The organism is Stenotrophomonas mori, assembly GCF_023556335.1.
GTDB lineage: Bacteria > Pseudomonadota > Gammaproteobacteria > Xanthomonadales > Xanthomonadaceae > Stenotrophomonas > Stenotrophomonas mori.
Map to the genome: position 1 here is coordinate 208842 of NZ_JAIKTS010000001.1, position 24405 is coordinate 233246.

At 71.0% G+C, this 24405-nt stretch carries 21 protein-coding genes; 15 read left to right on the forward strand and 6 right to left on the reverse strand.

Annotation, left to right across the window (positions count from 1 at the left end; genetic code table 11):
- Positions 1-31: 31 nt before the first annotated feature.
- The 3 genes from K5L01_RS00945 to K5L01_RS00955 all read right to left on the reverse strand — a co-directional run bounded on the left by K5L01_RS00945 (position 32) and on the right by K5L01_RS00955 (position 4036).
- On the reverse strand, positions 32-715 hold the full coding sequence (locus tag K5L01_RS00945) for a hypothetical protein (RefSeq protein ID WP_250061095.1): 684 nt from the start codon (positions 713-715) through the stop codon (positions 32-34).
- Positions 716-1299: 584 nt separating this feature from the next.
- Positions 1300-2409, reverse strand: coding sequence for a hypothetical protein (locus K5L01_RS00950; RefSeq protein WP_250061097.1), 1110 nt, complete (start codon positions 2407-2409; stop codon positions 1300-1302).
- A 193-nt stretch (positions 2410-2602) separates the two neighbouring features.
- Positions 2603-4036, reverse strand: coding sequence for a GGDEF domain-containing protein (locus K5L01_RS00955; RefSeq protein ID WP_250061099.1), 1434 nt, complete (start codon positions 4034-4036; stop codon positions 2603-2605).
- 207 nt (positions 4037-4243) lie between these two features.
- On the opposite strand from K5L01_RS00955, the gene K5L01_RS00960 reads away from it, so the two are divergent.
- The 3 genes from K5L01_RS00960 (at position 4244) to K5L01_RS00970 (ending at position 6970) form a co-directional block, all read left to right on the forward strand.
- A complete protein-coding gene (locus K5L01_RS00960) occupies positions 4244-5047 on the forward strand; it encodes a TlpA disulfide reductase family protein (RefSeq protein WP_250061101.1) in 804 nt (267 codons plus the stop codon).
- Positions 5048-5076: 29 nt separating this feature from the next.
- Positions 5077-5892 carry a thiol:disulfide interchange protein DsbG gene (gene dsbG / locus K5L01_RS00965; RefSeq protein WP_250061103.1) on the forward strand — a complete coding sequence of 272 codons (816 nt, stop codon included), beginning with the start codon at positions 5077-5079 and terminating at the stop codon, positions 5890-5892.
- Positions 5893-5980: 88 nt separating this feature from the next.
- A complete protein-coding gene (locus K5L01_RS00970; RefSeq protein WP_250061105.1) occupies positions 5981-6970 on the forward strand; it encodes a cation diffusion facilitator family transporter in 990 nt (329 codons plus the stop codon).
- A 192-nt stretch (positions 6971-7162) separates the two neighbouring features.
- On the opposite strand, the gene K5L01_RS00975 is transcribed toward K5L01_RS00970, so the two are convergent.
- Entirely contained in the window at positions 7163-9226 is a 2064-nt protein-coding gene (locus K5L01_RS00975; RefSeq protein ID WP_250061107.1) for a 3-hydroxyacyl-CoA dehydrogenase NAD-binding domain-containing protein, read from the reverse strand.
- A gap of 321 nt (positions 9227-9547) precedes the next feature.
- Here K5L01_RS00975 and rpoE point away from each other — a divergent pair, with 321 nt between their 5' ends.
- The 9 genes from rpoE (at position 9548) to recO (ending at position 18376) form a co-directional block, all read left to right on the forward strand.
- On the forward strand, positions 9548-10168 hold the full coding sequence (gene rpoE / locus K5L01_RS00980; RefSeq protein WP_250061109.1) for an RNA polymerase sigma factor RpoE: 621 nt from the start codon (positions 9548-9550) through the stop codon (positions 10166-10168).
- Positions 10165-11022 (forward strand): sigma-E factor negative regulatory protein, encoded by an 858-nt coding sequence (locus tag K5L01_RS00985; protein WP_250061111.1) that lies wholly within the window; start codon positions 10165-10167, stop codon positions 11020-11022. The genes rpoE and K5L01_RS00985 overlap by 4 nt, the downstream gene beginning before the upstream one ends.
- Before the next feature lie 128 nt (positions 11023-11150).
- Positions 11151-12674, forward strand: coding sequence for a DegQ family serine endoprotease (locus tag K5L01_RS00990; RefSeq protein ID WP_250061113.1), 1524 nt, complete (start codon positions 11151-11153; stop codon positions 12672-12674).
- 155 nt (positions 12675-12829) lie between these two features.
- On the forward strand, positions 12830-14623 hold the full coding sequence (lepA, locus tag K5L01_RS00995; protein WP_250061115.1) for a translation elongation factor 4: 1794 nt from the start codon (positions 12830-12832) through the stop codon (positions 14621-14623).
- Positions 14624-14729: 106 nt separating this feature from the next.
- Positions 14730-15548 (forward strand): signal peptidase I, encoded by an 819-nt coding sequence (lepB, locus tag K5L01_RS01000; protein ID WP_250061117.1) that lies wholly within the window; start codon positions 14730-14732, stop codon positions 15546-15548.
- A gap of 28 nt (positions 15549-15576) precedes the next feature.
- Positions 15577-15945: a DUF4845 domain-containing protein gene (locus K5L01_RS01005; RefSeq protein ID WP_250061119.1), complete on the forward strand. Its 369-nt coding sequence runs from the start codon at positions 15577-15579 to the stop codon at positions 15943-15945.
- Positions 15946-15949: 4 nt separating this feature from the next.
- Positions 15950-16612, forward strand: a complete 663-nt coding sequence (gene rnc, locus K5L01_RS01010) for a ribonuclease III (RefSeq protein WP_425603805.1) — start codon at positions 15950-15952, stop codon at positions 16610-16612.
- On the forward strand, positions 16609-17508 hold the full coding sequence (gene era / locus K5L01_RS01015) for a GTPase Era (RefSeq protein WP_250061123.1): 900 nt from the start codon (positions 16609-16611) through the stop codon (positions 17506-17508). The genes rnc and era overlap by 4 nt, the downstream gene beginning before the upstream one ends.
- Positions 17509-17650: 142 nt before the next feature.
- Positions 17651-18376 carry a DNA repair protein RecO gene (gene recO, locus K5L01_RS01020; protein WP_250061125.1) on the forward strand — a complete coding sequence of 242 codons (726 nt, stop codon included), beginning with the start codon at positions 17651-17653 and terminating at the stop codon, positions 18374-18376.
- A gap of 17 nt (positions 18377-18393) precedes the next feature.
- Here the strand turns inward: recO and K5L01_RS01025 are convergent, their stop codons facing one another.
- Positions 18394-19098: an Hpt domain-containing response regulator gene (locus K5L01_RS01025; RefSeq protein WP_250061127.1), complete on the reverse strand. Its 705-nt coding sequence runs from the start codon at positions 19096-19098 to the stop codon at positions 18394-18396.
- Between the two features lie 128 nt (positions 19099-19226).
- Here K5L01_RS01025 and rlmD point away from each other — a divergent pair, with 128 nt between their 5' ends.
- From rlmD to K5L01_RS01040, 3 genes are all read left to right on the forward strand, one after another.
- The gene (gene rlmD, locus K5L01_RS01030) at positions 19227-20564 is read left to right on the forward strand and encodes a 23S rRNA (uracil(1939)-C(5))-methyltransferase RlmD (RefSeq protein WP_250061129.1); all 1338 of its coding nucleotides are present in this window, start codon (positions 19227-19229) and stop codon (positions 20562-20564) included.
- A 79-nt stretch (positions 20565-20643) separates the two neighbouring features.
- Positions 20644-21141, forward strand: coding sequence for a CYTH domain-containing protein (locus K5L01_RS01035; RefSeq protein ID WP_250061132.1), 498 nt, complete (start codon positions 20644-20646; stop codon positions 21139-21141).
- A gap of 950 nt (positions 21142-22091) precedes the next feature.
- Positions 22092-22784 (forward strand): DsbA family oxidoreductase, encoded by a 693-nt coding sequence (locus tag K5L01_RS01040; protein ID WP_250061134.1) that lies wholly within the window; start codon positions 22092-22094, stop codon positions 22782-22784.
- Positions 22785-22980: 196 nt separating this feature from the next.
- On the opposite strand, the gene K5L01_RS01045 is transcribed toward K5L01_RS01040, so the two are convergent.
- Positions 22981-24384 (reverse strand): alkaline phosphatase family protein, encoded by a 1404-nt coding sequence (locus K5L01_RS01045; protein ID WP_250061136.1) that lies wholly within the window; start codon positions 24382-24384, stop codon positions 22981-22983.
- Positions 24385-24405: the final 21 nt, after the last annotated feature.

The window sequence follows — 24405 nt, forward strand, 5'->3', positions numbered from 1 at the left end:
GGGGCAGAGAGGGCGCCCCCCTAAATTCCTATTACAGCAGGGGTGGCGGGTCTGGGATGGGTGGGGCGTCTGCCACCTGGTCGAGGGCGGCACGCTGGACGGCGCTTTCGATGTAGCGGTTGCCGGCAATGTAGCGGTTGACCCACAGGGCACGCTCATCCGGATCGAGCCAGGGCTGCATAAGCGCTTCCTCGGCCGTCCACTCCATGACATCCAATTCGGCCACGTCGGCCTGATCTAGGGCCACGACGGGCATATCATCGACGGAACCCAGTACCTGCCCATGGGCCACCAGCCAGAGCAGTTTCTGTCGGAGACGACGGCCATAGTCCTGGACTTCGGTGGCGCCTGCCGCTTCGAACTTCTGAGCAATCACCTGGGCGGCCTCTTTCAGGCGCCACGCCGCATCCCATTCCAGGAGTTTGCCCCGCTCGGCCATGAGGGACTTGCGTGGCCCCAGCTCAAACGGGCTCTCGGGCGGCTCATCTTTTCGCCGGGCGCGTCCCTCAAACACATCCAACGCCAAGTACAGGTCAGCCAGTGCCGCCTTGAACTTCTGCGTCAGTGGGAGCTTGTGCAAACGCTGACGTAGCTCGGCCGCTGAGATCACCATCGTCACGCCATGGCTGGTGCGCGGGTAGAGCTCGTTGAACAACTTCACCGCTTGGGCGCGGCCTTCGTCGTAATACGCTTCGCGATTAGTGTGCGTCGTCATGGTCCAAGCATGCCAGCGAGGATGCCCGGCGACCACCAAGCTAGCCCAGAACCAATGGGCCACAGATGGACCATGGCAACTGGTGTGATCCAGGTTCAGTAACGATATCGCTAAAAATAAGCACTCTCAGTGCGGCGGGAACAGTAATCCAATTGCTGCTTCATCAGCGGGGTGTGTTCTTCGCGGCTCTTGGCGGAGCCGCTCTTGGTGGTTTTTTGCATGGACTCTGGTCTTGTCTGATCCGGGCTCGGGCGGGCGGCTGTCCGGCCATGCCCGCGCCGGGATGCCGGGCGGCGGCCGATCCGCTGTGCAGCGCACCTCCCTGCCACGGCGTATACGTCGGAAGGCAGCCCCGAAGGGTGGCGCTCCGGACGGCCAGGGTCAAGGAATGCGGGCACCCCCGCCAGACGGGCAACGCCGGCTCGGCAGGCCTCCGGCACCGGTGCCCGGTCCCGCGGCGGGAATGCGCCGCGGAGGCTCAGAAGGGCGCTGCACGCGGGCGGCGCGGGGGACGGAACGACGCGTCTCCGGCGGCGGCCCAGGCTGCGCGCGCAGGATCGGCACGCGGCATCCTGCGCGCCGGCTCAGAAATAGAAGCCGATGTTGAGGTTCAGGCGGGAATGCCAGCCCGACGGGCCGCCATTGTCGATGCCGATGCCGTCGCCGCCGGCGAACCACATGTGCTTGCCGGCGATCCAGTCCACGTAGGCCAGCATGATGCCCTTCTGCAGGCTGCAGCCGGTGACGTTCTGCCAGGAGTCGCGGGTGCCCGCGGCGTGGCCGGGCGGTCGCGTCATGCTGAGGTTGTTGTAGCAGGTGATGTCGTCCAGGCGGCCGCGCGCGCCCAGCGAGTAGGCCAGGTTGAGGCTGGGGACGTCGGCCTGCGCGGCGATCTCGAACGGGGCCTGGAAGGCGGACAGCGCGATCCTGCGCCCGGGCACGCCATAGCGGTAGCGTGCCCACTGCAGCTGCGCGGTCCAGCCGTCGCGCCGCCATTGCGCATGGACCGCCGCGCCCCGGTGGCTGTAGTGGCGCCGGGTACGGGTGTTCTGCACCTTGCCGGAAAAGCCCGACATGCCCAGCAACAGCTCGCCCTCGGCCCAGTGCAGCGAGCGCTCGACGCGCGCGTGCAGCCGGCCGCGCTCGCGGTACGGCAGGGCCGCGGTGTCGGCCACGTCGAACGAGTAGCGGCCATAGCGGCCGGCGGAACCGTATTCATCGCCGCTGAACCAGCCCAGGTGCCAGGTGGTGGCGTCCCGGCTGCGGACGAACAGCAGCCCGGGGTCGTAGTCGTCCTCGATGCCCAGGTAGTAGCCGGAGCCGAACCAGAAGCTCTGCGAGGCGGTGGGCAGCAGGCCGAAGGGCACCTGCTGGATGCCCACCCGGAGCTGGTCGTGCTCGTCCAGGCGCCAGCCGGCGAAGGCGTGGTGGACGGCATTGAAGCCGTCGTACCAGCGGTACTGCGCGGAGAAGCTGAGCGGTCCCGCCTCGGCGTCCAGGTCCAGGCGCAGCAGTTCCAGCTGCAGCCGGTTGGTCGGGCCGTAGTCGAGCCAGCCGTAGTTGAAGCGGACGGCACCGCCCAGGTCCAGGCGCGGCGCCAGGGCGGGGGACGCCTGCACGTCCGCGCCAGCCTCGGGGGCGGACGGTGTGCCGGCCGTCAGCGCCGTGGCCAGCAACAGGGGAAGCGGTGACAAGGGGGTGATGGGGATCTCCTGGGGGCATCGATGACGGCCGCGGTGCTGCCGGGCCATGGCGGGGGGCGAGCGGCCAGTCCCGGCGGCCGGCGCTGCCCGGCGCCCGGCCGCGGCCCTGCATTTTCGGGAGTGCCGGTGAGGGCGGCGTGGACTGCGGCCGTGCGGCCTGCCCGGAACGCGTGGCCGCAGCGGTTCAGGGACGTTGCAGCGACACCCGTCCCGGCGCCTCGGGCTGCGTGCCGTCGGCGAGCACCACGCGGTCGCGGCCGCGTTTCTTGGCCTGGTACATGGCCGCGTCGGCGCGGGCCATCACCCGCTCATAGTCGGGGTGGCCATCGTACAGCGCCACGCCGATGCTGGCGGTCACGGCCAGCGTGTGCCCGCCCGGCAACGCCACCGGCGACTCGGCCACCCGCCGGCACAGGCCGTCGGCGATCGCCAGCGCCTGCGACTCGTCCACCGATACCAGCACCACGACGAATTCCTCGCCGCCATAGCGGAAGACGTAGTCGCTGCCGCGGGTGAACTGGCTGAGCAGTGCGGCCACGTGCTGCAGGGCGCGGTCGCCGGCCTCGTGGCCGTGGGCGTCGTTGATCGACTTGAAGTGGTCCAGGTCCAGCAGCAGGACCGCGAAGCTGCCGCGCGACTTCACCGCCAGGTCGATCTCGCGGCGCAGCACCGTCGGCAGGAAGCGCCGGTTGAGCAGGTTGGTGAGCGCGTCGCAGCTGGCGTCCATCTCGCCGATGCGTTCGAACATCATGCCCAGCAGGCTGCGGATCTGTCCGACCCGGGTGCGGATCTCCTGCAGGCGCGCGGCGCGCGCGCGCGGATCGTCGCCGTCCGCCTGGGTCTGCCGCAGCGCGCGGTCGACGTCGGCGATGAGTGCGCTGATCTGCCGGGTCTCGTCGCTCTCGCCGAAGCTGGGGATGCCCTTGTGGGTGACCCACAGCCCGAATTCCGAGCGCGACAGCGACGGCAGGCCGAGCGGGTCGCACTGGCTGGCCAGCGTGTACAGCAGGGTGTTTTCCCAGTCCAGCAGCAGTGCGCGCTGGCGCTCGCGCTCGGCGCCGACGTTCTGCACCAGCGAGAACAGGCGGTAGGCCGCGTCGGTGCGCGAGGAGCGGTCGCGCGCGCTGGAATAGGCCAGGGTCATGCCTTCCAGGGCGATGTCGAACGAGGCGGTGAGGCTGGCGATGGCGGCGTGGGCCGCCTGGCCATGTCCGGCCTGCTCGGCGATCGACTGGAACAGGCGCTGCTTGAGGATGCGGGTGCCGCGGGTCACCAGGTCCACCGGGATACCGACCCGCGCATGCACGTCGCCGACCACCCGCTGCGCGGCGACCAGGCCTTCGACGGTGTCCGGCGCCGCGCACAGCAGGTCGCGGACCCAGCGCTGCATCGCCGGCTGCAGGCGGGTGCGCACCTGCTCGTGGGAGAGCAGCCGCGAGGCGCGCGGGTCGTCCATCATCACGTGGTAGAAATGCGCGGCCATCGCCGCGGCATCGCTGGCGGCCAGCGCGGCAAGCACCTGCGCCGCCTCGGGGCCGGCGTCGGCCAGGCTCCGGCGCCAGTCGGCGGCCAGGCCGTGGTTGTCGTCCAGGGCGGTGGGAGGGGGGGCGGGAATCATGGACACGGTGGGGGCAGGCAGGACGGGCGGGGAGACATTATCGGCGGTTGCCGGTACTGTTTCAGGGCTTGTCCGCAAAGGTCCTGTCCCGTTGACGTCCAACGCCCTGGTTTCCACGCCGCGGTGGCTCCGTCCGCACCCCGGTGTCCCGGCACCTTCCGCCGGTTCCGCTGCATTCCGCCCGCCCATGCCCGTTGAGGCCGGTCCATGTCCGTGATCAGTGCCGGCCCGTTCCCGCTGATGGCCCTGCTCGGGCTGCTGGCGGCCTTCGTCGCCTGGCTGTTCGCGCGCGGCCTGGCCACGCCCGCCGACGGTGCGCGCAGCCGTGTCGGCGCGGTGGTGACCGATGCCTTCCTGCTGGGGGTGCTGGGGGCGCGGCTGGCGCATGTGCTGTGGCATGCCGGCGACTACCTGCCCGATCCCGTGTCGATCATCCGTCTCGGTGACGGCGGCTATTCGGTGGCCGCCGGGCTGGCCGTGGCCGTGGCCTACGCCTGGTGGCGGACCCGTCGCCAGGCGCCGCGCAAGCCGGTGATGCTGGGACTGGCCGCCGGTGCCGCGCTCTGGGCGATCGGCGGCATGGCCCTGTTCGCGGTGCAGCGCTCGACCATCGCGCTGCCGGACGTGGTGCTGCACGACCTGCAGGGCACCGCGGTGCCGCTGTCCTCCCGGGCCGGGCAGCCGCTGGTGGTCAACCTGTGGGCGAGCTGGTGTGGTCCATGCCGGCGTGAGATGCCGGTGCTGGCACGGGCGCAGGCCGAGCACCCGCAGGTCGGCTTCGTGTTCGCCAACCAGGGCGAGGACGCGGCGGAGATCCGGCTGTTCCTGCAGGAGGAACAGCTGACGCTCGGGAACATCCTGCTGGATCCGGAGTCGGAGCTGATGCGCCAGACCGGCGCGCGGGCGCTGCCGACCACGCTGTTCTTCGATGCCGATGGCCGCCTGCGCAACGCGCACATGGGCGAACTCTCGCGGGCGACGCTGAATGCGCGCCTGCGCGAGCTGCAATGACTTTCCCCTTTCCTTCCAAGAGAACCGTGATGATCCGTTCCCGTCCCCTCCTGCTCCTGCTTGCGACCACGCTGCTGGCACCGGCCGCCTGTGCCCGCGACGGCGATGCCGCCGCGACCGCCTCCACCGCTGCCGCGGCGGCCACCGCGACGGCCGAGCCGGAGGTGGTCAAGACGCTGCGCGGACAGGGGGTCGAGTTCATGGGCACCTTCCAGACCCCGGTGGGCCTGACCGGCTACGCCGGCGTGGCCGGGCAGCGGCCGCTGGCGGTCTATGTCTCCCAGGACGGCCAGTACGCGATCGTCGGCACCCTGGTGAACGCCCAGGGCGAGGATGCCAGCGCCGCCAAGCTCAAGGAGCTGGTGTCCGGGCCGATGGGTACCAAGATGTGGCAGCGGGTGGAAAGCAGCCACTGGGTGGCCGACGGCAAGGCCGACGCGCCGCGCATCGTGTACGCCTTCAGCGACCCCAACTGCCCGTACTGCAACCGTTTCTGGGAAGCGGCGCGGCCGTGGGTGGACGCGGGCAAGGTGCAGATCCGGCATATCCTGGTGGGCGTGATCCGCGAGGACAGCGCCAACAAGGCGGCGGCGATCCTGGGCGCGGCCTCGCCGGGCCAGGCGCTGCTGCAGAACGAACGCGGTTTCGCCAGCGGCGGGATCAAGGGACTGCCGCAGGTGCCGGCGGCCGTGGAGGCCAAGCTGCGCGACAACGAGCTGGCGATGATGGAGCTGGGTTTCCAGGGCACCCCGGGCATCGTCTTCAAGGATGCCGACGGCAGCGTGCAGACCCGCTCGGGCCTGCCCCAGGGCAACGACCTGGACGCGGTGCTGGGGCCGCGCTGAGGCGCGCCCGCGCGGCGCCCGGCGGCGATGTAATAGTCTCCGCCGGAGCCGCTGCCTAAGCTGGCGGCGTTCTCCAGGAGCGACGCCGATGAGCCACGACCACAACCACCTGCCCAGCGAGATCCGCCACGAGAAGCCGCTGTGGTGGGCGCTGGGGCTGACCAGTTCCTACCTGGTGGTGGAGGTGGTCGGTGCGTTCTGGACCAACAGCCTGGCGTTGCTGTCCGACGCCGCGCACATGGCCACCGACGCCATCGGGCTGATGATCGCGCTGACCGCGGTGCGGCTGAGCCGGCGGCCGCCGGACGCGCGCCGTACCTATGGCTATGCGCGCCTGGAAGCGCTGGGCGCGGTGGCCAACGGCCTGCTGCTGTTCGGCGTGGGCGTCTACATCCTGTTCGAGGCGGTGCAGCGGTTCCGCGCCCCGCAGGCCATCGCCTCCACCGGCATGATGTGGGTGGCGGTGTTCGGCCTGGTGGTCAACCTGATCGCGATGCGCCTGCTCAGCGCCGGCAGCGGCGAGAGCCTGAACGTCAAGGGCGCGTACCTGGAGGTGTGGAGCGACATGCTGGGCTCGGTGGCGGTGATCGCCGGCGGCCTGGTCATCCACTTCACCGGCTGGACCCTGGTCGATCCGATCCTGGCGGTGCTGATCGGCCTGTGGGTGCTGCCGCGCACCTGGGTGCTGCTGCGCGATGCCATCAACGTGCTGCTCGAAGGCGTGCCGAAGGGCGTGGTGCTGGGCGACGTGGAGCAGGCGCTGCGTACCCACGAGGGCGTGGCGGGCATCCACGACCTGCATGTCTGGGCGCTGGCGTCCAGCACCCCGGCGCTGACCGTGCACGTGGTGATGCGGGACGGGCAGGCGCCGGACGCGCTGCGCCGCCGGCTGGCCGACCTGCTGCACGACCGCTTCGGCATCGACCACGTGACCCTGCAGGTCGAGCTGGACCACTGTGGTGACGACTGCGCGGACGTGAAGGACCACGCTGGCCACGACCACGACCACGACCACGACCACGACCATGGTCGGCCGGGCGCCGACAGGCAGGGGCACCACGGCCACGTGCACCGCTGAAGGGACGGCCGCGGTGAGGGGGCGCCGGCGCGTCGCGGCGGCCTGCACGCTCCCGCCCGGCTGTCCGCAGGGCAGGGGCCGGATGGTCCGGCTTGACGCCGGGGGCGCCGGCCGCGGCACGGTTCAAACGGAAACGGAGCCCGGGAATGCTCCGTTTCCGCTATCCGGCTTGGCCTTGCGGGCCGGTGGGCCTCAGACCACCGGTTCGCGCAGCACCGGCAGATCCCAGCCCGGGCGCGGGGCGAACCGGTCGCCGTGGCGCGCCTGCAGGATCTTGAGCTTCTCGACCAGGCTGTCGGCGCCGGTCGCGCGGATGTGCTGGATCGGACCGCCACGGAACGGCGCGAAACCGGTGCCGAAGATCACCCCGGCATCGAGCAGGTCGGCATCGGCCACCACGCCGTCGTGCAGGCAGGCCACCGCTTCGTTGAGCAGCGGCAGGACCAGACGGTCTTCCAGGTCGCCCGGGGCCTGGTAGTCCTTGGCCACCTCCGGCTTCACCGCGCGACCGTTTTCCCACCTGTAGATGCCCTGGCCGTCCTTCTTGCCGCGCCGGCCCGGCTCCACGGTCGCCAGTGCCGCCGGCACCTCCAGGCCCAGGAACGGGGCCAGCTCCTCGCCGACGCCCGCGGCCACGTCCAGCCCCACGGTGTCCAGCAGCTCGATCGGGCCCATCGGCATGCCGAACGAGACCGCGGCCCTGTCGATCACCGGGCCGGGAATGCCCTCGGCATAGGCGGTGGCCGCTTCCAGCATGTAGGGGAACAGCACGCGGTTGACCAGGAAGCCCGGGGTGCCGGCCACCGGCACGGGGAACTTGCCCAGCGCCTTGCAGAAGGCGGCCAGCCGCTGCTCGGTGTCCGCGGCCATGCCGTCGTGGTGGATGATCTCCACCAGCGGCATCTGCGCCACCGGGTTGAAATAGTGCAGGCCGGCGAACCTGGCCGGCTGGGCGATGTGCTCGCGCAGCTCCACCAGCGGGATCGAGGAGGTGTTGGTGGTCAGCAGCGCGTCGGCCTTCATGCGCGGCTCCAGCGACTGGTACAGCTCGCGCTTGGCCTGCGGATTCTCGATGATGGCCTCGATGACCAGGTCGGCCTGGGCCACGCCATCGCCGGCCAGGTCGGCCTTCAGCCGCGCCGCCACGTCCGGGCGCCGCGCCGGGTCCTTCACGCGCTTTTCGAACAGGGCCTGCGCGCGGGCCATGGCCGGGTCGATGAAGCGCTGCTCGCGGTCCTGCAGGGTGACGTCGAAGCCCTTGTAGGCCGCCCACGCGGCGATGTCGCCGCCCATCACCCCGGCGCCGACCACGTGCACGTGGCGGATGCCCGGGTCCTTGCCGCCCAGGCCCTTGAGCCGTTCGGTCAGGAAGAAGATACGGATCAGGTTGCGTGCGGTCGCGCTGCCGGCCAGCTTGACCACGGCGCGGCGCTCGGCGTCCAGGCGTGCCTGGATGCCGCTGCCGCCGCTGCGTTCCCAGGTCGTGATCAGCGCATACGGCGCCGGATAGTGGTCCTTCCTGGCCTTGCGCGCGACCTGCTTGGCCATCTGCGGGGCCAGGAGCTTGCGCGCCAGCCAGGTGTTGGTCGCCCAGGCGGTGGCGCGCTGCTTGAACGGCCGGGTGGCGCCCGACTGCGCCAGCGCCACCGCCGCATCCACCAGCACCGCCGGCGCCGCGACCTTGTCGACCAGGCCGATGCCACGCGCCGCCGAGGCCGACAGCGTGCGCCCGGTGAGCATCATGTCCATCGCCGCGGGGGCGCCGACCAGCCGTGGCAGGCGCGCGCTGCCGCCCCAGCCCGGGAAGATGCCCAGCTGGGTCTCGGGCAGACCGATGCGGGTGGAGGGGTCGTTGGAGGCCACGCGGTAGCGGCAGGCCAGCGCCAGTTCGGTACCGCCGCCCAGGCAGTGGCCGTGGATCGCGGCCACCGTGGGGCAGGGCAGCTCGGCGAGCTTCTGGTAGGTGGACTGGCCGCGGCGGATGGCGTCGTTGACGGTGCCGCGGCGGTCGAATTCCTGGAATTCCTTCAGGTCGGCGCCGGCGATGAAGCCCGCGGCCTTGGCCGAACGGAGCACGACCCCCCGGGGCGGGTCGATCGCCAGCCGCTCGACGATGTCGCCCAGTTCCAGCAGCACGTCCTGCGACATCGCGTTGACCGGCGCATCGCGGCGGTCCAGGGCCAGCACGACGATCCCGTCGTCGCGGATCTCGGCCTGCCAGTGAGTGAAGCGGAGCCCATCGAAACCTGAAAGCATGGGAGGTTCCATCCGGTTGTGTATGGAGAAGATCGCTATGATCCAGAGGTTGTTTCCCCGGCGTCAAATCCCAATGCTCTGGTCGAGCATGGGCGTTCGCGCCGGCCGATCAACGCCGATAGGCTAGCCGAACCCACGTTAGAAGGTGTTTACACCGTGCAGTGCCGGCCGCGGTCGCCGCAGGCCGGCGCCGGCGCACCGCCAAGCGTAAACACAGTCTGAAAGCCGGTGCGGTGTCCCGGGAACGGGGCGCTGAACTTTTTCCGCCCCAGGCGGTCTCATTGCCCGACGTCGGTTGGGCTGACAGGAGTGCGGCCCTTTATGGCCGAGGTTGAAACACCGCAGGAGCTGGATCTGGAGCTGGTCCGGCGCGTGCAGCGCGGCGAGAGCGCGGCGTTCGATGTCCTGGTGCGCAAGTACCAGCACCGCATCGTCGCGCTGATCGGGCGCTACATCGCCGACTGGAGTGAATGTCAGGACGTGGCCCAGGAGACGTTCGTGCGCGCTTACCGCGCGATCGGGAATTTCCGTGGCGACGCCCAGTTCTATACCTGGTTGCATCGAATCGCAGTGAATACCGCAAAGAACACCCTTGCCGCGCACAACCGGCGCCCGCCGACCGACGATGTGGAGATCGGCGACGCCGAGCATTTCGACGCCGGTGCGCGCCTGCGCGACACCGATACGCCCGAGCGCGAGTTGATGCGCCAGGAACTGGAACAGACCGTGATGAAGGCGGTGGACGCGCTTCCCGAGGAACTGCGTTCGGCCATCACGTTGCGAGAGGTGGAAGGCATGAGCTACGAGGAAATCGCGCAGAAGATGGGATGCCCGATCGGCACCGTGCGTTCGCGGATCTTCCGTGCCCGCGAGGCGATCGACGTACAGCTGCGGCCGCTGCTGGACACGGCCAGCGCGACCCGCGAGAGGAGCCGCGCATGAACGGGTCCAGGCATACCGGGGACGCCCTGCCGCGGTCCGCGGACAAGTTCGAACTGCACTACCGGCAGCAGCTGTCGGCGCTGGTCGACGGCGAGCTGTCCGGCGACGAAGGGCGGTTCCTGCTGCGCCGGCTGCAGCACGATGAGGTGTTGTCCGCCTGCCAGGAGCGCTGGCAGGTGCTGGGCGACGTGCTGCGCGGCCAGGCCTGCGCGCCGGCGCCGGCGGATTTCGGTGCGCGGGTCAGCGCGGCGGTCGCCGCCGAGCCGGCACCGGCGGCACGCAGCAACGCGCCGGGCGGTGCCCGGGGCGGCAGCTGGATGCGCTGGAGCGGCGGTGCCGCGCTGGCGGCATCGGTAGCCGCGGTCGCCCTGTTCATGGCGCGCGAGCAGGTCCCGGTGGCCGCTCCGGTGCTGCCCGAGACGGTGATCGCCACCACGGCGCAGATGCCGGTGCCGGTGCCGGGGCCGGGCGAGGCGCGCCCGGCGGTCGTTGCCGCGGTCACGCCGCCGGCCGCCGCGGTCGCCAGCGCACGCCGCAGCGGCAACGCCCCGCCGCGCGGCAGCGCCACCCGCCAACAGCAGGTGGCGCGCGCCGCCGCCGCGCGCCAGGCGGTCCCCGAGCGCGCGCTGGCCGTGCAGGCGCCGGCCCGGCACCGCGAGGACCCCTTCGCCGACGCCGGCATGGCGCTGCAGGCCCGGCCATGGCCGCGCTCGGCGCTGTCGCCGGCGCTCACCGGCAGCGGTTTCAGTGCCAGCCTGCCGGCGGCGGGCGGCGGTACGGCGTTCTACCCGTTCGAGCCGCGGCTGCCGGTACAGGACGCACCGGCGGTGGACGAACCGCAGGTTCCGCACTGATCCCCGCGCCGCGGCCACGGCGTCCTTCCACGCCGAGGGCGCCGCGCGCCCCGTTCCAGGATTCTTCCCGTCCGGCGGCCGCCGCCGGACGCAGGGAGCCGTCTTCCCCTTCACATGGAGTCGAGCCGATGACCCACCGTACCCCTATGCGCCTGGCCGGCCTGCTGGCCATGGCCCTGCCGCTGGCCGCATGCGCCCAGAACGACCCCCCCGCCGCGCCGGCCGCCGCGGCTGAACAGGCGGCCGCCGCGAGGCCGGCGGCACCTGCGCCGCAGCTGGTCAGCGGCCTGCCGGACTTCACCCAGCTCGTGGACCAGGTCGGCCCCGGCGTGGTCAACGTCGAGACCGTCATCGGTCCGCGGCGCGACCCGCGCATGGCCGGCGGCCGTCCGGACATGGACCAGATGCCCGAGTTCTTCCGGCGCTTCTTCGGCCCCGGCTTCCAGATGCCCGGCGAAGGCCCCGACAACGGGCCGCGCGGGCGCGGCATGGGGTCGGGCTTCATCCTCTCCGCCGACGGCTACGTGCTCACCAACCACCACGTGGTCGACGGCGCCGAGACGGTCAAGGTCAAGCTGAGCGACCGCCGCGAGTTCGACGCCAAGGTGGTCGGCAGCGACCAGCAGTACGACGTGGCCCTGCTGAAGATCGAGGCCAAGGGGCTGCCGATCGTGCGCGTGGGCGACTCCAACACGCTCAAGCCCGGGCAGTGGGTGGTGGCGATCGGCTCGCCGTTCGGGCTGGACCATTCGGTGACCGCCGGCATCGTCAGCGCCACCGGGCGCAGCAATCCCTATGCCGAACAGCGCTATGTGCCGTTCATCCAGACCGACGTGGCCATCAACCAGGGCAACTCCGGCGGCCCGCTGCTCAATACCCGCGGTGAGGTGGTCGGCATCAACTCGCAGATCTTCTCCGCGTCCGGCGGCTACATGGGCATCAGCTTCGCGATCCCGATCGACCTGGCGATGGGCGCGGTGGAACAGATCAAGAAGACCGGCAAGGTCAGCCGCGGCCAGCTGGGCACGGTGGTGCAGCCGGTGGATGCCCTGAAGGCGCAGGCGCTGAAGCTGCCCGACAGCCGTGGCGCGCTGGTCAACCAGCTGGTCGAGGACTCGCCGGCGGCCAAGGCGGGCGTACAGGTGGGCGACGTGATCCGCTCGGTCAACGGCAACGAGATCGGCGCGGCCAGCGACCTGCCGCCGCTGATCGGTGCGATGGCGCCGGGCAGCAGGGTCCGGCTGGGCATCCTGCGCGACGGCCACGAGCGCGAGATCAGCGTGACCCTCACCGAGCTGGCCGAGGACGCCGCGCGTGCCGCCACGCCGCCGAGCGGTGCGGCGGAGGCCGCTCCGCAGGCCGGCGCCAGCGCGCTGCTGGGGGTGGACGTGACCGAGCTGGCCGCCGCCGAGCGCCGCCAGCTGGGGCTGGCGGCGGGCGAGGGCGTGCGCATCACCCGGGTCAACGGCCAGGCCGCCCGCGAGGCGCAGCTGAGCCCGGGCATGGTGATCCTGCAGGTCGGCCGTGCCCCGGTGGGCACCGTGGCGGCGCTCAACCGCGAGCTGGCCGGCTACAAGAAGGGCGACGTGGTGATGCTGCTGGTGCGCGCCGGCGGCAACAGCGCCTTCGTGGCGGTCAAGGCCGAGGGCTGAGCCCGGGCCGGGCCGCCGGCGGACAGGGCGGCGCCCGCGGGCGCCGTCCGGTGTCCGCGGCGGCGGGCATGCGGCCGGGCTGCCGGGCATGCGATAATGCGCCGTTATCCTGACGACGCGCCGCGCCGCCGCCACCTTCTATGTCTGCCGATCCGATGCGGAACATCCGCAACTTTTCCATCATTGCCCATGTCGATCATGGCAAGTCCACCCTGGCCGATCGCATCATCCAGCTCTGCGGCGGCCTGACCGCGCGCGAGATGGAAGCGCAGGTGCTGGACAACAACCCGATCGAGCGCGAGCGCGGCATCACCATCAAGGCGCACTCGGTGTCGCTGCCGTACACGGCACGCAACGGCGAGACCTACCACCTGAACTTCATCGATACCCCCGGGCACGTGGACTTCTCCTACGAAGTCAGCCGCTCGCTGGCCGCCTGCGAGGGCGCGCTGCTGGTGGTGGATGCCGCCCAGGGCGTGGAAGCGCAGTCGGTGGCCAACTGCTACACCGCGGTGGAGATGGGCCTGGAAGTGGTGTCGGTGCTGAACAAGATCGACCTGCCCACCGCCGACATCGACCGCGCCAAGGCCGAGATCGAGGCGGTGATCGGCATCGACGCCGGCGACGCGGTGGCGGTGTCGGCCAAGACCGGGCTGAACGTGGAAGAGGTGCTGGAGGCCATCGTCCACCGCATCCCGCCGCCGACGCGGCGCGCGACCGACAAGCTGCAGGCGCTGATCATCGACTCCTGGTTCGACAACTACCTGGGGGTGGTGTCGCTGGTGCGGGTGATGCAGGGCCGGATCAAGACCGGCGACAAGCTGCAGGTGATGTCCACCGGGCGCAACCACCAGGTCGATGCGGTCGGGGTGTTCACGCCCAAGCGCAAGGTCACCGGGATGCTGTCGGCCGGCGAAGTGGGCTGGATCACCGCCTCCATCAAGGACGTGCACGGCGCCCCGGTCGGCGATACGTTGACCCTGAGCGGCGACCCGGCACCGGAACCGCTGCCGGGCTTCCAGGAAATGCAGCCGCGCGTGTTCGCCGGCCTGTTCCCGGTCGACGCCGACGACTACCCCGACCTGCGCGAGGCGCTGGACAAGCTGCGCCTGAACGACGCCGCGCTGCGCTTCGAGCCGGAAAGCTCCGAGGCGATGGGCTTCGGCTTCCGCTGCGGCTTCCTGGGCATGCTGCACATGGAGATCGTGCAGGAGCGCCTGGAGCGCGAGTACGACCTGGACCTGATCAGCACCGCGCCGACCGTGGTCTACGAGGTGCTCAAGAGCGACGGCGCCATCGTGATGATGGACAACCCGGCCAAGCTGCCGCCGGTCAACCAGGTCGAGGAGATCCGCGAGCCGATCATCCGCGCCAACGTGCTCACCCCCGAGGAGTACATCGGCAACGTCATCAAGCTGTGCGAGGAGAAGCGCGGCACCCAGATCGGCATCAACTACCTGGGCAGCCAGGTGCAGATCGGCTACGAACTGCCGATGGCCGAGGTGGTGCTGGACTTCTTCGACAAGCTCAAGTCGGTCAGCCGCGGCTACGCGTCGCTGGACTACCACTTCGTCCGCTTCGAGGCCGGCCCGTTCGTGCGCGTGGACGTGCTGATCAACGGCGACAAGGTCGACGCACTGTCGCTGATCGTGCACCGCAGCCATGCCGACCGCCGCGGCCGCGAGCTGTGCGAGAAGATGAAGGACCTGATTCCCCGGCAGATGTTCGACGTCGCCATCCAGGCCGCGGTCGGCTCGCAGGTCATCGCCCGCACCACGGTCAAGGCGATGCGCAAGAACGTGCTGGCCAAGTGCTATGGTGGCGACGTTTCGCGCAAGAAGAAACTGCTGGAGAAGCAGAAGGAAGGCAAGAAGCGCATGAAGCAGGTGGGCCGCGTGGAGATCCCGCAGGAAGCGTTCCTGGCCGTGCTGCAGATGGACAACAAATAAGCGGGCCGGCGCCGGATGGCGTGGGCCGGTACGGTCGGGGCGCGCCGCGCCGCCGTTGCCCGCCCCGCGTTTCCCGGTGCACGGTTCCGGATACGAGGACCCTGCAATGAAATGGTTTGAAATCGCACTGGTGGTGCTGACCCTCGGCTCGGGGCTGGTCCTGCTGCTGGACAGGCTGTTCCTGGCCAAGCGCCGGGAAGCCCGCGGCGGGCTGCTGGACGGCGGCGAGCCGGCGGTGGTGGATTACTCGCGGGCGTTCTTCCCGGTGCTGGCGGTGGTGCTGGTGCTGCGCAGCTTCATCGCCGAGCCGTACAAGATCCCGTCCAGCTCGATGATGCCCAACCTGCTGATCGGCGACTTCATCCTGGTCAACAAGTTCGCCTACGGCATCCGCCTGCCGGTCACCAACACCAAGGTGATCCCGACCGGCGAGCCGAAGCGCGGCGACGTGGTGGTGTTCCAGTTTCCGGGCCATCCGGAGATGGCCGACGATCCGCAGCGCGGCGAGAACTTCATCAAGCGCGTGATCGGCCTGCCCGGGGACCGCATCGGTTTCCACGGCGATACCCTGTCCATCAACGGCGAGCCGGTCGAGTACGAGGTCAAGGGCGACTACGTCGGCAAGGGCCGGGGCGCGGAGATGAACGGCGCGACCCTGCTCAGCGAGGCGCTGCCGGGCCGTCCGCACACCATCCTGGAATACCTGGGCCGCGCCAATCCGGCCGGGCAGGGCGACTGGAACGTGCCCGAGGGCCACTACCTGGTGATGGGCGACAACCGCGACAACAGCGACGATGGCCGTTTCTGGGGGTTCATGCCCGAGCGCAACCTGCGCGGCAAGGCCTTCCTGATCTGGCTCAACTGCAGTGGCTGGTTCTGCAAGGACGGTTTCGACCCTTCGCGGATCGGCTCGGGCATCCAGTAACCTAGCGCGCATATCGGGGGAGAAGGCTATGAAGCGCAAGCAAGGCGGCATGACGCTGACATCGTTCCTGGGCGTGCTGGCGGTGGCCGGGTTCGCCCTGTACATCGGCATGAAGCTGTTCCCGATGTACCAGGAGTTCTACGCGGTCAAGACGTCGATGAAGGCGCTGGCGCGCGAGCCCGGCAACGCCGATCCGGCGCGCGCGCTGGAGATGTTCTACCGGCGCATGGACATGAACTACTCGGACAGCATCAAGCGCGACAGCATCCGCTTCGACCGGATCGACGGCGGGGTGCGCATGAGCGTGAACTACGAAGTACGGCGGCCGCTGGTCGGCAACCTGGACATCGTCGGCCGGTTCGAGAATGCCCAGGACCTGACCTCGCGCGGTGAATAGGGCAGTGACGCGGGGTGACCGCATCGGCCACCCGTTCCGCGACCAGGGCCTGCTGCAGCAGGCCCTGACCCACCGCAGTGCCGGTGCGCCGCACAACGAGCGGCTGGAGTTCCTGGGCGACAGCATCGTCAACCTGATCGTCGCCGAGGCCCTGTTCATGCGCTGGCCGAAGGCCGACGAGGGCGCGCTGACCCGCGCGCGCGCGGCACTGGTATGCGAGAGCGCGCTGGCGGCGCTGGCGCGCGAGCTGCAGCTGGGCGAGCGCCTGATCCTGGGCCCGGGCGAAATGAAGTCCGGCGGCCACCGCCGCGATTCGATCCTGGCCGACGCCTTCGAGGCGGTGGTGGCGGCGATCTGCCTGGATGCCGGCTTCGAGGCCTGCCGCGCGCGGGTGCTGCCCTGGTTCGAGGCGCCGATGGCCGCGGTGCCGGTCGGCAAGCCCGGCAAGGACCCCAAGACCCGCCTGCAGGAATGGCTGCAGGCACGGCAGAAACCGCTGCCGGTCTACGAGCTGGTCTCGGAGACCGGAGACGACCATGCGCGGCATTTCCGGGTACGCTGCCGCCTGACCGATCCGGCCGCGATCACCGAGGGCGAAGGCAGCTCCCGGCGGCTGGCCGAACAACAGGCGGCCGCGGCCGCGATCGAGCAACTGGATTCCAAGTGAACGACACCCCCTCCCATCGCTGCGGCAGCGTCGCCGTCATCGGACGCCCCAATGTCGGCAAGTCGACCCTGACCAACGCCCTGGTCGGGGCCAAGGTCAGCATCGTCTCCAACCGGCCACAGACCACGCGCCACCGGCTGCTGGGCATCGCCACCTTCCCCGGGGGCCAGCTGGTGCTGGTGGATACCCCGGGGCTGCACCGCCAGCAGAAGCGGGCGATGAACCGGGTGATGAACCGTGCCGCGCGCAGTTCGCTGGAAGGGGTGGACGCCGGCCTGCTGGTGATCGAGGCGGGGCGCTGGGACGAGGAGGACACGCTGGCTTTCAAGGTGCTGCGCGATGCCGGCGTCCCGGTGGTGCTGGTGGTCAACAAGGTCGACCGGCTGAAGGACAAGAGCGCGCTGCTGCCGTTCCTGCAGGAGGTCACCGCGGGCCGCGAGTTCGCCGGCGTGCACCCGATCTCCGCGCAGAAGCGCAACGGTCTGGAAGCACTGGTGCGCGACGTGCTCACGCTGCTGCCGGAAGCCCCGCCGATGTTCGGCGAGGACGAGATCACCGACCGCAGCCAGCGGTTCCTGGCCGGTGAGCTGGTGCGCGAACAGCTGATGCGGCAGCTCGGCGAAGAGCTGCCCTATGCGACCACGGTGGAGATCGAGCGCTTCGCCGAGGACGGCAACCTGCTGCGCATCGGCGCGGTCATCTGGGTCGAGCGCGAAGGCCAGAAGGCCATCGTCATCGGCAAGGGCGGCGTGCGCCTCAAGGAGATCGGCGGCAAGGCCCGGCTGCAGATGGAGCGGCTGTTCGGCGCCAAGGTGTTCCTGGAGACCTGGGTGCGGGTGCGCGAAGGCTGGTCCGACGACGAGTCCGCGCTCAAGGCGTTCGGTTACGGCGACTGAGCTGCCGTAGCGGGCCGGGCGCGGCCTGCAGGCGACTGCGCCGAGGGCGGGCTGGGCGTCTGCCGTCGGCTCTGACACCCTGTAGGCGGAGCCCGGACCGAGCGCCGGCCGTGTCCGCCCCTGTCCCCGCGACCCCTCCCGCATGCGCATCGACGACGAACCGGCCTATGTCCTGCACGCGCGCCCCTGGCGCGAGACCAGCCTGCTGGTGGAAGTGCTGACCCGCGAGCACGGCCGGATCGGCCTGTTGGCGCGCGGTGTGCAGGGGGGAAAGAAGCAGGCGTTGCGGGCCGCGCTGCAGCCGCTGCAGTGGATCCGCCTGGACGCGGTCCAGGCCGGTGAGCTGGCGCAGCTGCGCCGTGCCGAGAGCCAGGACGCGGCGCCGCGCCTGCAGGGGCAGACGATGCTGGCCGCCTTCTACATCAACGAACTGGTGCTGCGGCTGGCGCCGCGCCACGATCCCGCGCCCGAGCTGTACCAGGCCTACGGGCAGGTCCGCGCACGCTTGGCCGAGGCCGACGGGCTGGCGTGGACGCTGCGCCGTTTCGAGCGTGACCTGCTCGATGCGCTGGGGGTGGGGTTCGACTGGAGCCGTGCCGCCGACGGGCAGCCCATCGACCCGGCGGCGCGTTACCGGCTGGACCCGCAGGAGGGGCCGCTGCGCCTGCTCAGCGAGCGCAGCGCCGGTGAGCGGCGTGGCCTGGCCACCGGCAGCGCCCTGCTGGCGCTGGGCGGCGACCGCCGACCCGCCGCCGCCGACCTGGCCAGCCTGCGGCCACAGATGCGCGCGGTGCTGCTGCACCATCTGGGCGGGCGCGGCCTGAAATCCTGGGAGCTGCTGGGCGACCTGGCGGCCCGCGGTGGCTGAGCGCGGGCGGCCCGCGTTCAGTGCAGCAGGGCGCTGACCGCGGCATCGAACTGGCGCCGGGCGCGGTCCGATTCCGGCGACTGGTGCAGCTGCCGCACCGCCCGCCCGAGACGGGAGGCGCCGACGAAGCCGCAACTGGCCTGCAACCGGTGCAGCTGTTGCCGCAGCGCGCCGTCGTCGTGCTGGCGCAGGGCGACGCCGACCGCGTCGCGGGCGACCGGCAGTTCGGACAGGAACAGTTCGCGCAGCGCGATGACGTGGGCCCGCTGGCCGTTGAGCGCGTCCAGGGCGGCCCGTTCATCCCAGTCCGGTGGTGCCGGATCGTCGCCCGCGGCGGGCGCCCGGCCGAGACTCTCGCCGATGGCGTCCAGCAGCTGGGCGCGGCTCATGGGCTTGACCAGCACCCGCTCGCAGCCGGCCTCGCGCAGTGCGTCGCGGGTCTCGATGCGGTCGTCGGCGGTGTGCGCCACTGCAGGCACTCCCGCATGCCGCCGGCGCAGCTGCCGCAGCAGCTCCTGGCCGCTGCCGTCGGGAAGGTTGACGTCGATCAGCCACAGGTCGTGGCGCACCGACTCGCACAGGCGCAGGGCATCGGCGACGGAGCCGGCCACATCCACCGTGGCCGGCAGCGCCTCCAGCGCGCTGCGGAAAAATCCCTGGCTGGTCGCATCATCCTCGACCAGCAACAAACGAGGGGGGGTCGCCTGCTGCTGCGTATTCATCCGCTGCCTCCATGTCAGCCATGGCGGCATGATTGGCGATGTGCGGCGGCCGCGCAAGCGGCGGAAGTCACGCCGATGCGCATCTGCGACAATGGCGCCCCCCTTTTCAGCCCGCAGCCGTCCGCCACGTGGCCCGATCCCGCTCCCGCATAGACAAGACCCCGTTCCAGACCGACATCCTCGACCTCAGCCACGATGGCCGTGGCGTCGCCCGCCGCGAAGGCGAGGGCGGCAAGGTGACCTTCGTCGCCGGCGCATTGGCCGGCGAGACGGTGATGGCCGAGCAGACCGGCAAGAGCCGCCACTTCGACGAGGCCCGGACCCTGGAAGTCCTGCAGGCCTCGCCGCACCGCGTGCAGCCGCGCTGCCCGCATTTCGGCGTCTGCGCCGGCTGCGTGCTGCAGCACCTGGAAGAGGGCCAGCAGATCGTGGCCAAGCAGCAGGTGCTGATGGACAACCTGGCGCGCATCGGCCATGTCAGCCCGGCCGCGGTATTGCCACCGCTGGTCGGCGACAGCTGGGGCTACCGCCGCAAGGGCCGGTTCTCGGTGCGCCGCGTCGAGAAGAAGGACAAGACCCTGGTCGGTTTCCGCGAGCAGGATCCGCGCTTCGTCGCCGACCTGTCGCAGTGCCTGACCGTGATCCCCGAGATCGGCAGCCGGGTGGCGGTGCTGGCGGCCTTCATCGAGGGCCTGGACGGCCGCCGCGACATCCCGCAGGTGGAGTTCATCGGCGGCGATGCGGCCATCGCCCTGACCGTGCGCCACCTGCAGCCATTGTCCGAGGCCGACCGCCAGGCATGGACGGCGTTCGGCCAGGCGCATGGTTTCGCCATCTACCTGCAGCCCGGCGGACTGGAGTCGGTGCATCCGCTGTGGCCGGCCGAAGGCGTGCCGCTGTCCTTCGCCCTGCCGCAATGGGACGTGGAACTGGCGTTCCGGCCATTGGACTTCATCCAGGTCAACGCCAAGCTCAACCAGAAGATGATCGCCCATGCGCTGGCGCTGCTGGACGCGCGCCCGGACGAGCGCGTGCTGGACCTGTTCTGCGGCCTGGGCAACTTCACCCTGCCGCTGGCGCGCAGCGTGCGCGAAGTGGTGGGCGTGGAGGGCGAGGCCGGGCTGGTGGCGCGGGCGAAGGAGAACGCGCAGCGCAACGGCCTGGACAATGCGCGGTTCTTCGCCGCCGACCTGACCCAGGACCAGCGCGAAGCCCCGTGGATGCGGCAGGGGTTCGACAAGCTGTTGCTGGACCCGCCGCGTTCCGGGGCCATCGACGTGCTGCAGCAACTGCCGCTGAAACAGTTCAAGCGCATCGTCTACGTCAGCTGCCATCCCGGCTCGCTGGCGCGCGACGCGGGCTACCTGGTCAACGACCAGGGCTTCACCCTGGTGTCGGCCGGGGCGATGGACATGTTCCCGCACACCGCGCACGTGGAAAGCATCGCCGTGTTCGAGCGCGGCTGACCCGCGCATGGCGGGACGGTGGCGGTGACATGGCGCATGCCGCCGCACGGCAGGACACCCCCTACCAACGGATCCGCAGATGGGCATCGAGATCGAGCGCAAGTTCCTGGTCACCGGCGACGGTTGGCGCACCGCCGCACACGCCGTCGTGCCGATGGCGCAGGGGTATGTCAACGACCTGGCGGCCCTGGACGAGGGCGGCCAGAAGGCCTCGGTGCGGGTGCGCATCGAGGGCGACACCGCCCGCCTGAACATCAAGTCGCGCGAGACCGGCACCACCCGCCAGGAGTTCGACTACCCGATCCCGGTGGCCGATGCACGGGCGCTGCTGGCACTGTGCGTGGGCGGGCTGATCGACAAGCGCCGCCACCTGGTACACCACGGCGGGCGCCTGTGGGAGGTGGACGAGTTCCTGGGCGACAACGCCGGCCTGGTGGTGGCCGAGATCGAACTGGACAGCCCCGACCAGCCCTTCGAACGCCCCCAATGGATCGGTGCAGAAGTCACCGACGAACTGCGCTACTACAACCTCGCACTGGCTTCGCATCCCTACAGCCGGTGGACGGCCCCCCGGTAGCGCGGAGCCCTGCCCCCGCCGGGCAGGACCCGGCGCTACAACCGCCCGCGCCTGGACGGTGTCCCTGTAGAGCGGAGCCGTGCTCCGCTGGGGCGTTCCCGCGCAGGCCCCGCCGGGCAGGGCCCGGCGCTACAGCCGCCCGCGCCTGGACGGCGTCCCTGTAGAGCGGAGCCGTGCTCCGCCGGGGCGTTCCCGCGCAGGCCCCGCCGGGCAGGGCCCGGCGCTACAACCGCCCGCGCCTGGACGGCATCCTTGTAGAGCGGAGCCCTGCTCCGCCGGGGCGTTCCCGCACAGGCCCCGCCGGGCAGGGCCCGGCGCTACAACCGCCCGCGCCTGGACGGTGTCCCTGTAGAGCGGAGCCATGCTCCGCCGGGGCGTTCCCGCGCAGGCCCCGCCGGGCAGGGCCCGGCGCTACAGCCGCCCGCGCCTGGACAGCGTCCCTGTAGAGCGGAGCCATGCTCCGCTGAGGCGTTCCCGCACAGGCCCCGCCGGGCAGGGCCCGGCGCTACAACCGCCCGCGCCTGGACGGCATCCTTGTAGAGCGGAGCCGTGCTCCGCTGGAGCGTTCCCGCACAGGCCCCGCCGGGCAGGGCCCGGCGCTACAACCGCCTGCGCTTGGACGGCATCCTTGTAGAGCGGAGCCCTTCTCCGCCGGGGCGTTCCCGCACAGGCCCCGCCGGGCAGGGCCCGGCGCTACAACCGCCTGCGCTTGGACGGTGTCCTTGTAGAGCGGAGCCCTTCTCCGCCGGGGCGTTCCCGCACAGGCCCCGCCGGGCAGGGCCCGGCGCTACAGCCGCCCGCGCCTGGACGGTGTCCCTGTAGAGCGGAGCCGTGCTCCGCCGGGGCGTTCCCGCGCAGGCCCGCCGGGCAGGGCCCGGCTCTACACTGTGTCCACAAGGCGTGGGGCCGTGGGTGGCCGCGCGCGTTCCGATACTTTCAGGAGTTCCCCCATGCGCATCGATATCTGGTCCGACGTCGTCTGTCCCTGGTGCTGGATCGGCAAGCACCGTTTCCAGCGCGCGCTGGCGCTGATGGGCGACAAGGCGCCGCCGGTGGAGGTGCATTGGCACCCGTTCCTGCTCGACCCCGAGGCCGATGCCACGCCGGTGCCGCTGCGCGAGGCCTATGCGGCCAAGTTCGGCGGCGCCGAGCGCAGCGCGCAGATGCTGGCGCAGACCCAGGCCACGGCGCGTGCCGAGGGCCTGCCGATGGATTTCGACCGTAACCAGGTGCGGGTCACCACGCTGCCGGCGCACCGCCTGCTGTGGCTGGCCGGGCGCGAAGGCGTACAGGAGGCGGTGGGCGAGACGCTGTTCCGTGCCCATTTCGAGCACGGGCGCAATCTCGCCGATCCGCAGGTGCTGGCCGAGGCCGGCGCTGCCGGCGGCATCGCGGCCGAGCGGGTGGCCGCGATGCTGGCGTCCGACGAAGGGCTGGCCGAGGTCCGCGCCGGGCTGGGCCAGGCGCAGGCGCTGGGCATCCAGTCGGTGCCCACTTTCGTCATCAACGGCCGCTATGCGGTGCAGGGCGGGCAGGCGCCGGAGGTGTTCGTCCAGGTGCTGGAGAAGGTGGCCGCCGAACAGGCGCCCTCGGTGCCGGGCAAGGACGACCCGGCCTGTACGGCGGAGGGCTGCGACCTCTGAGGAGGCCGCGGTCCCCGTGACGCTGCGCGGCATGGCCGCCGTGTTTCCACAGCCGGGGGTGGTCGGTGCCGCCGTGTGGCTCCGGCGTGGGCACCGGGACCGCCCGGGCATCCGGGTTCGTCCGGAGCGGGGCGGCCCGGCGGCCACCATCGTCCTGTGCCGCCCCGGATGAACCGCCTGCCGGGCGGTGCCGCCCTCAGCGGCGCAGCGGCAAGGCCGGCTGCCGGGCCTCCGGCAACTGCGCGCCCAGTTCGCCGGCCAGGGTCGGGGCGATGCTGCGGATGTCGATCACGCCCAGGTTCCTGCCCGCCTCGATGCCCGGCCCCATGACGAAGAAGGCCGAGTGCATCTCCGGGTGGGTGTTGCGGTAGCCGTGGGTGCCGGTGGTCTTGTCCTGGCGCTGGATCACCTCGCCCTGCAATGCGCCGCCCATTGCGAACCCGCTTCGGCAGTCGACCATGAAAGAAGCCTGCGGCAGGGCGCCCTCGGCGAGGGCCTCCGCGCCGCGCAGGACGGCGGCGATGCCGTTCGCGGGGGTGGCGGCCAGGTCGGTGAGGATCCGCTCCACCGCCGCGGCGACGCCGCTGTCGGCGGGGTCCTTCAGCACCACCGACGCGCTGCCGCCGGAGTTCCAGGCATAGGCCTTCCATGAGGCGAGCGTGCCGTCACCGTTCAGGGTGATCAGGCCGGCCCTGGCGAAGGCGGCATTGAGGTTGACGGTCGCATCCACCGGCAGGAAACCGTGGTCCGAGGCGATGGCGATGACCGCGTCCGGGTGCGCCTTGCGTTCGGCGGCGATGAGGCGGCCGATCAGGGTGTCGAGGTGTTCCAGGGTCTCGCGGGCGAGGCGGCTGGACGGCAGCGGGCCGTCGCCGTGCTGGGCGCCGTCCAGGCCGACGAGGTGGACGGTGAGCAGGTGCGGGCGCGCCTGTTCGATCATCGCCAGCGCGATCTCGGTCAGCTTCGCATCGAAGGCCCACTCGTTGTCCTCCTTGCCGCCGTTGACGAACAGCGAGTCCACGGCCCGGACCGACTGCAGGAAGCCGCGCGGGGTCGAGACCGCCTGCAGCAGGAAGTCGTCCGAGGGGCGCTTCACCCGCCAGTACTCGGGCACGTTGTAGTCGATGGCCGGGTGCGCCACGGACACCGGCCAGAGCACCGCGGCGGTGGTCAGCCCCTGGTCCTTGGCGGCCGCCCACAGTGTGTGCGCCTTGATCTGCTCGCCGTACCAGTTCCAGGCCCCTTTCTCCACGCCCTCCGGATCGAACAGGGTGTTGGTGTGGATGCCGTGCTCCCGGGGCCCCACGCCGGTGACCAGCGCGGTGTGGTTGGGGTAGGTCACGGTCGGGGTGACGTTGACCACGCGGCTGGCATAGGCGCCGTTCTGCACGAAGCCGCGCAGCACCGGTATCTGCAGCCCGAGGCGGTCCGCATCGAGGACGTAGTCCGGGCTGAGGCCATCGACGGAGATCAGCAGCACGGCCGGCCTGCGTTCGTCCGCGGCCTGTGCGCCGGGGGCGGCCAGCAGGGCCAGTGCGGTGGACAGGACGAGTGCGCCGGACCGGGCGGTCGCGGTTATCCGGGAAAGTTTCTGGATCATGGGAGTTCTCTTCGGGAAGGG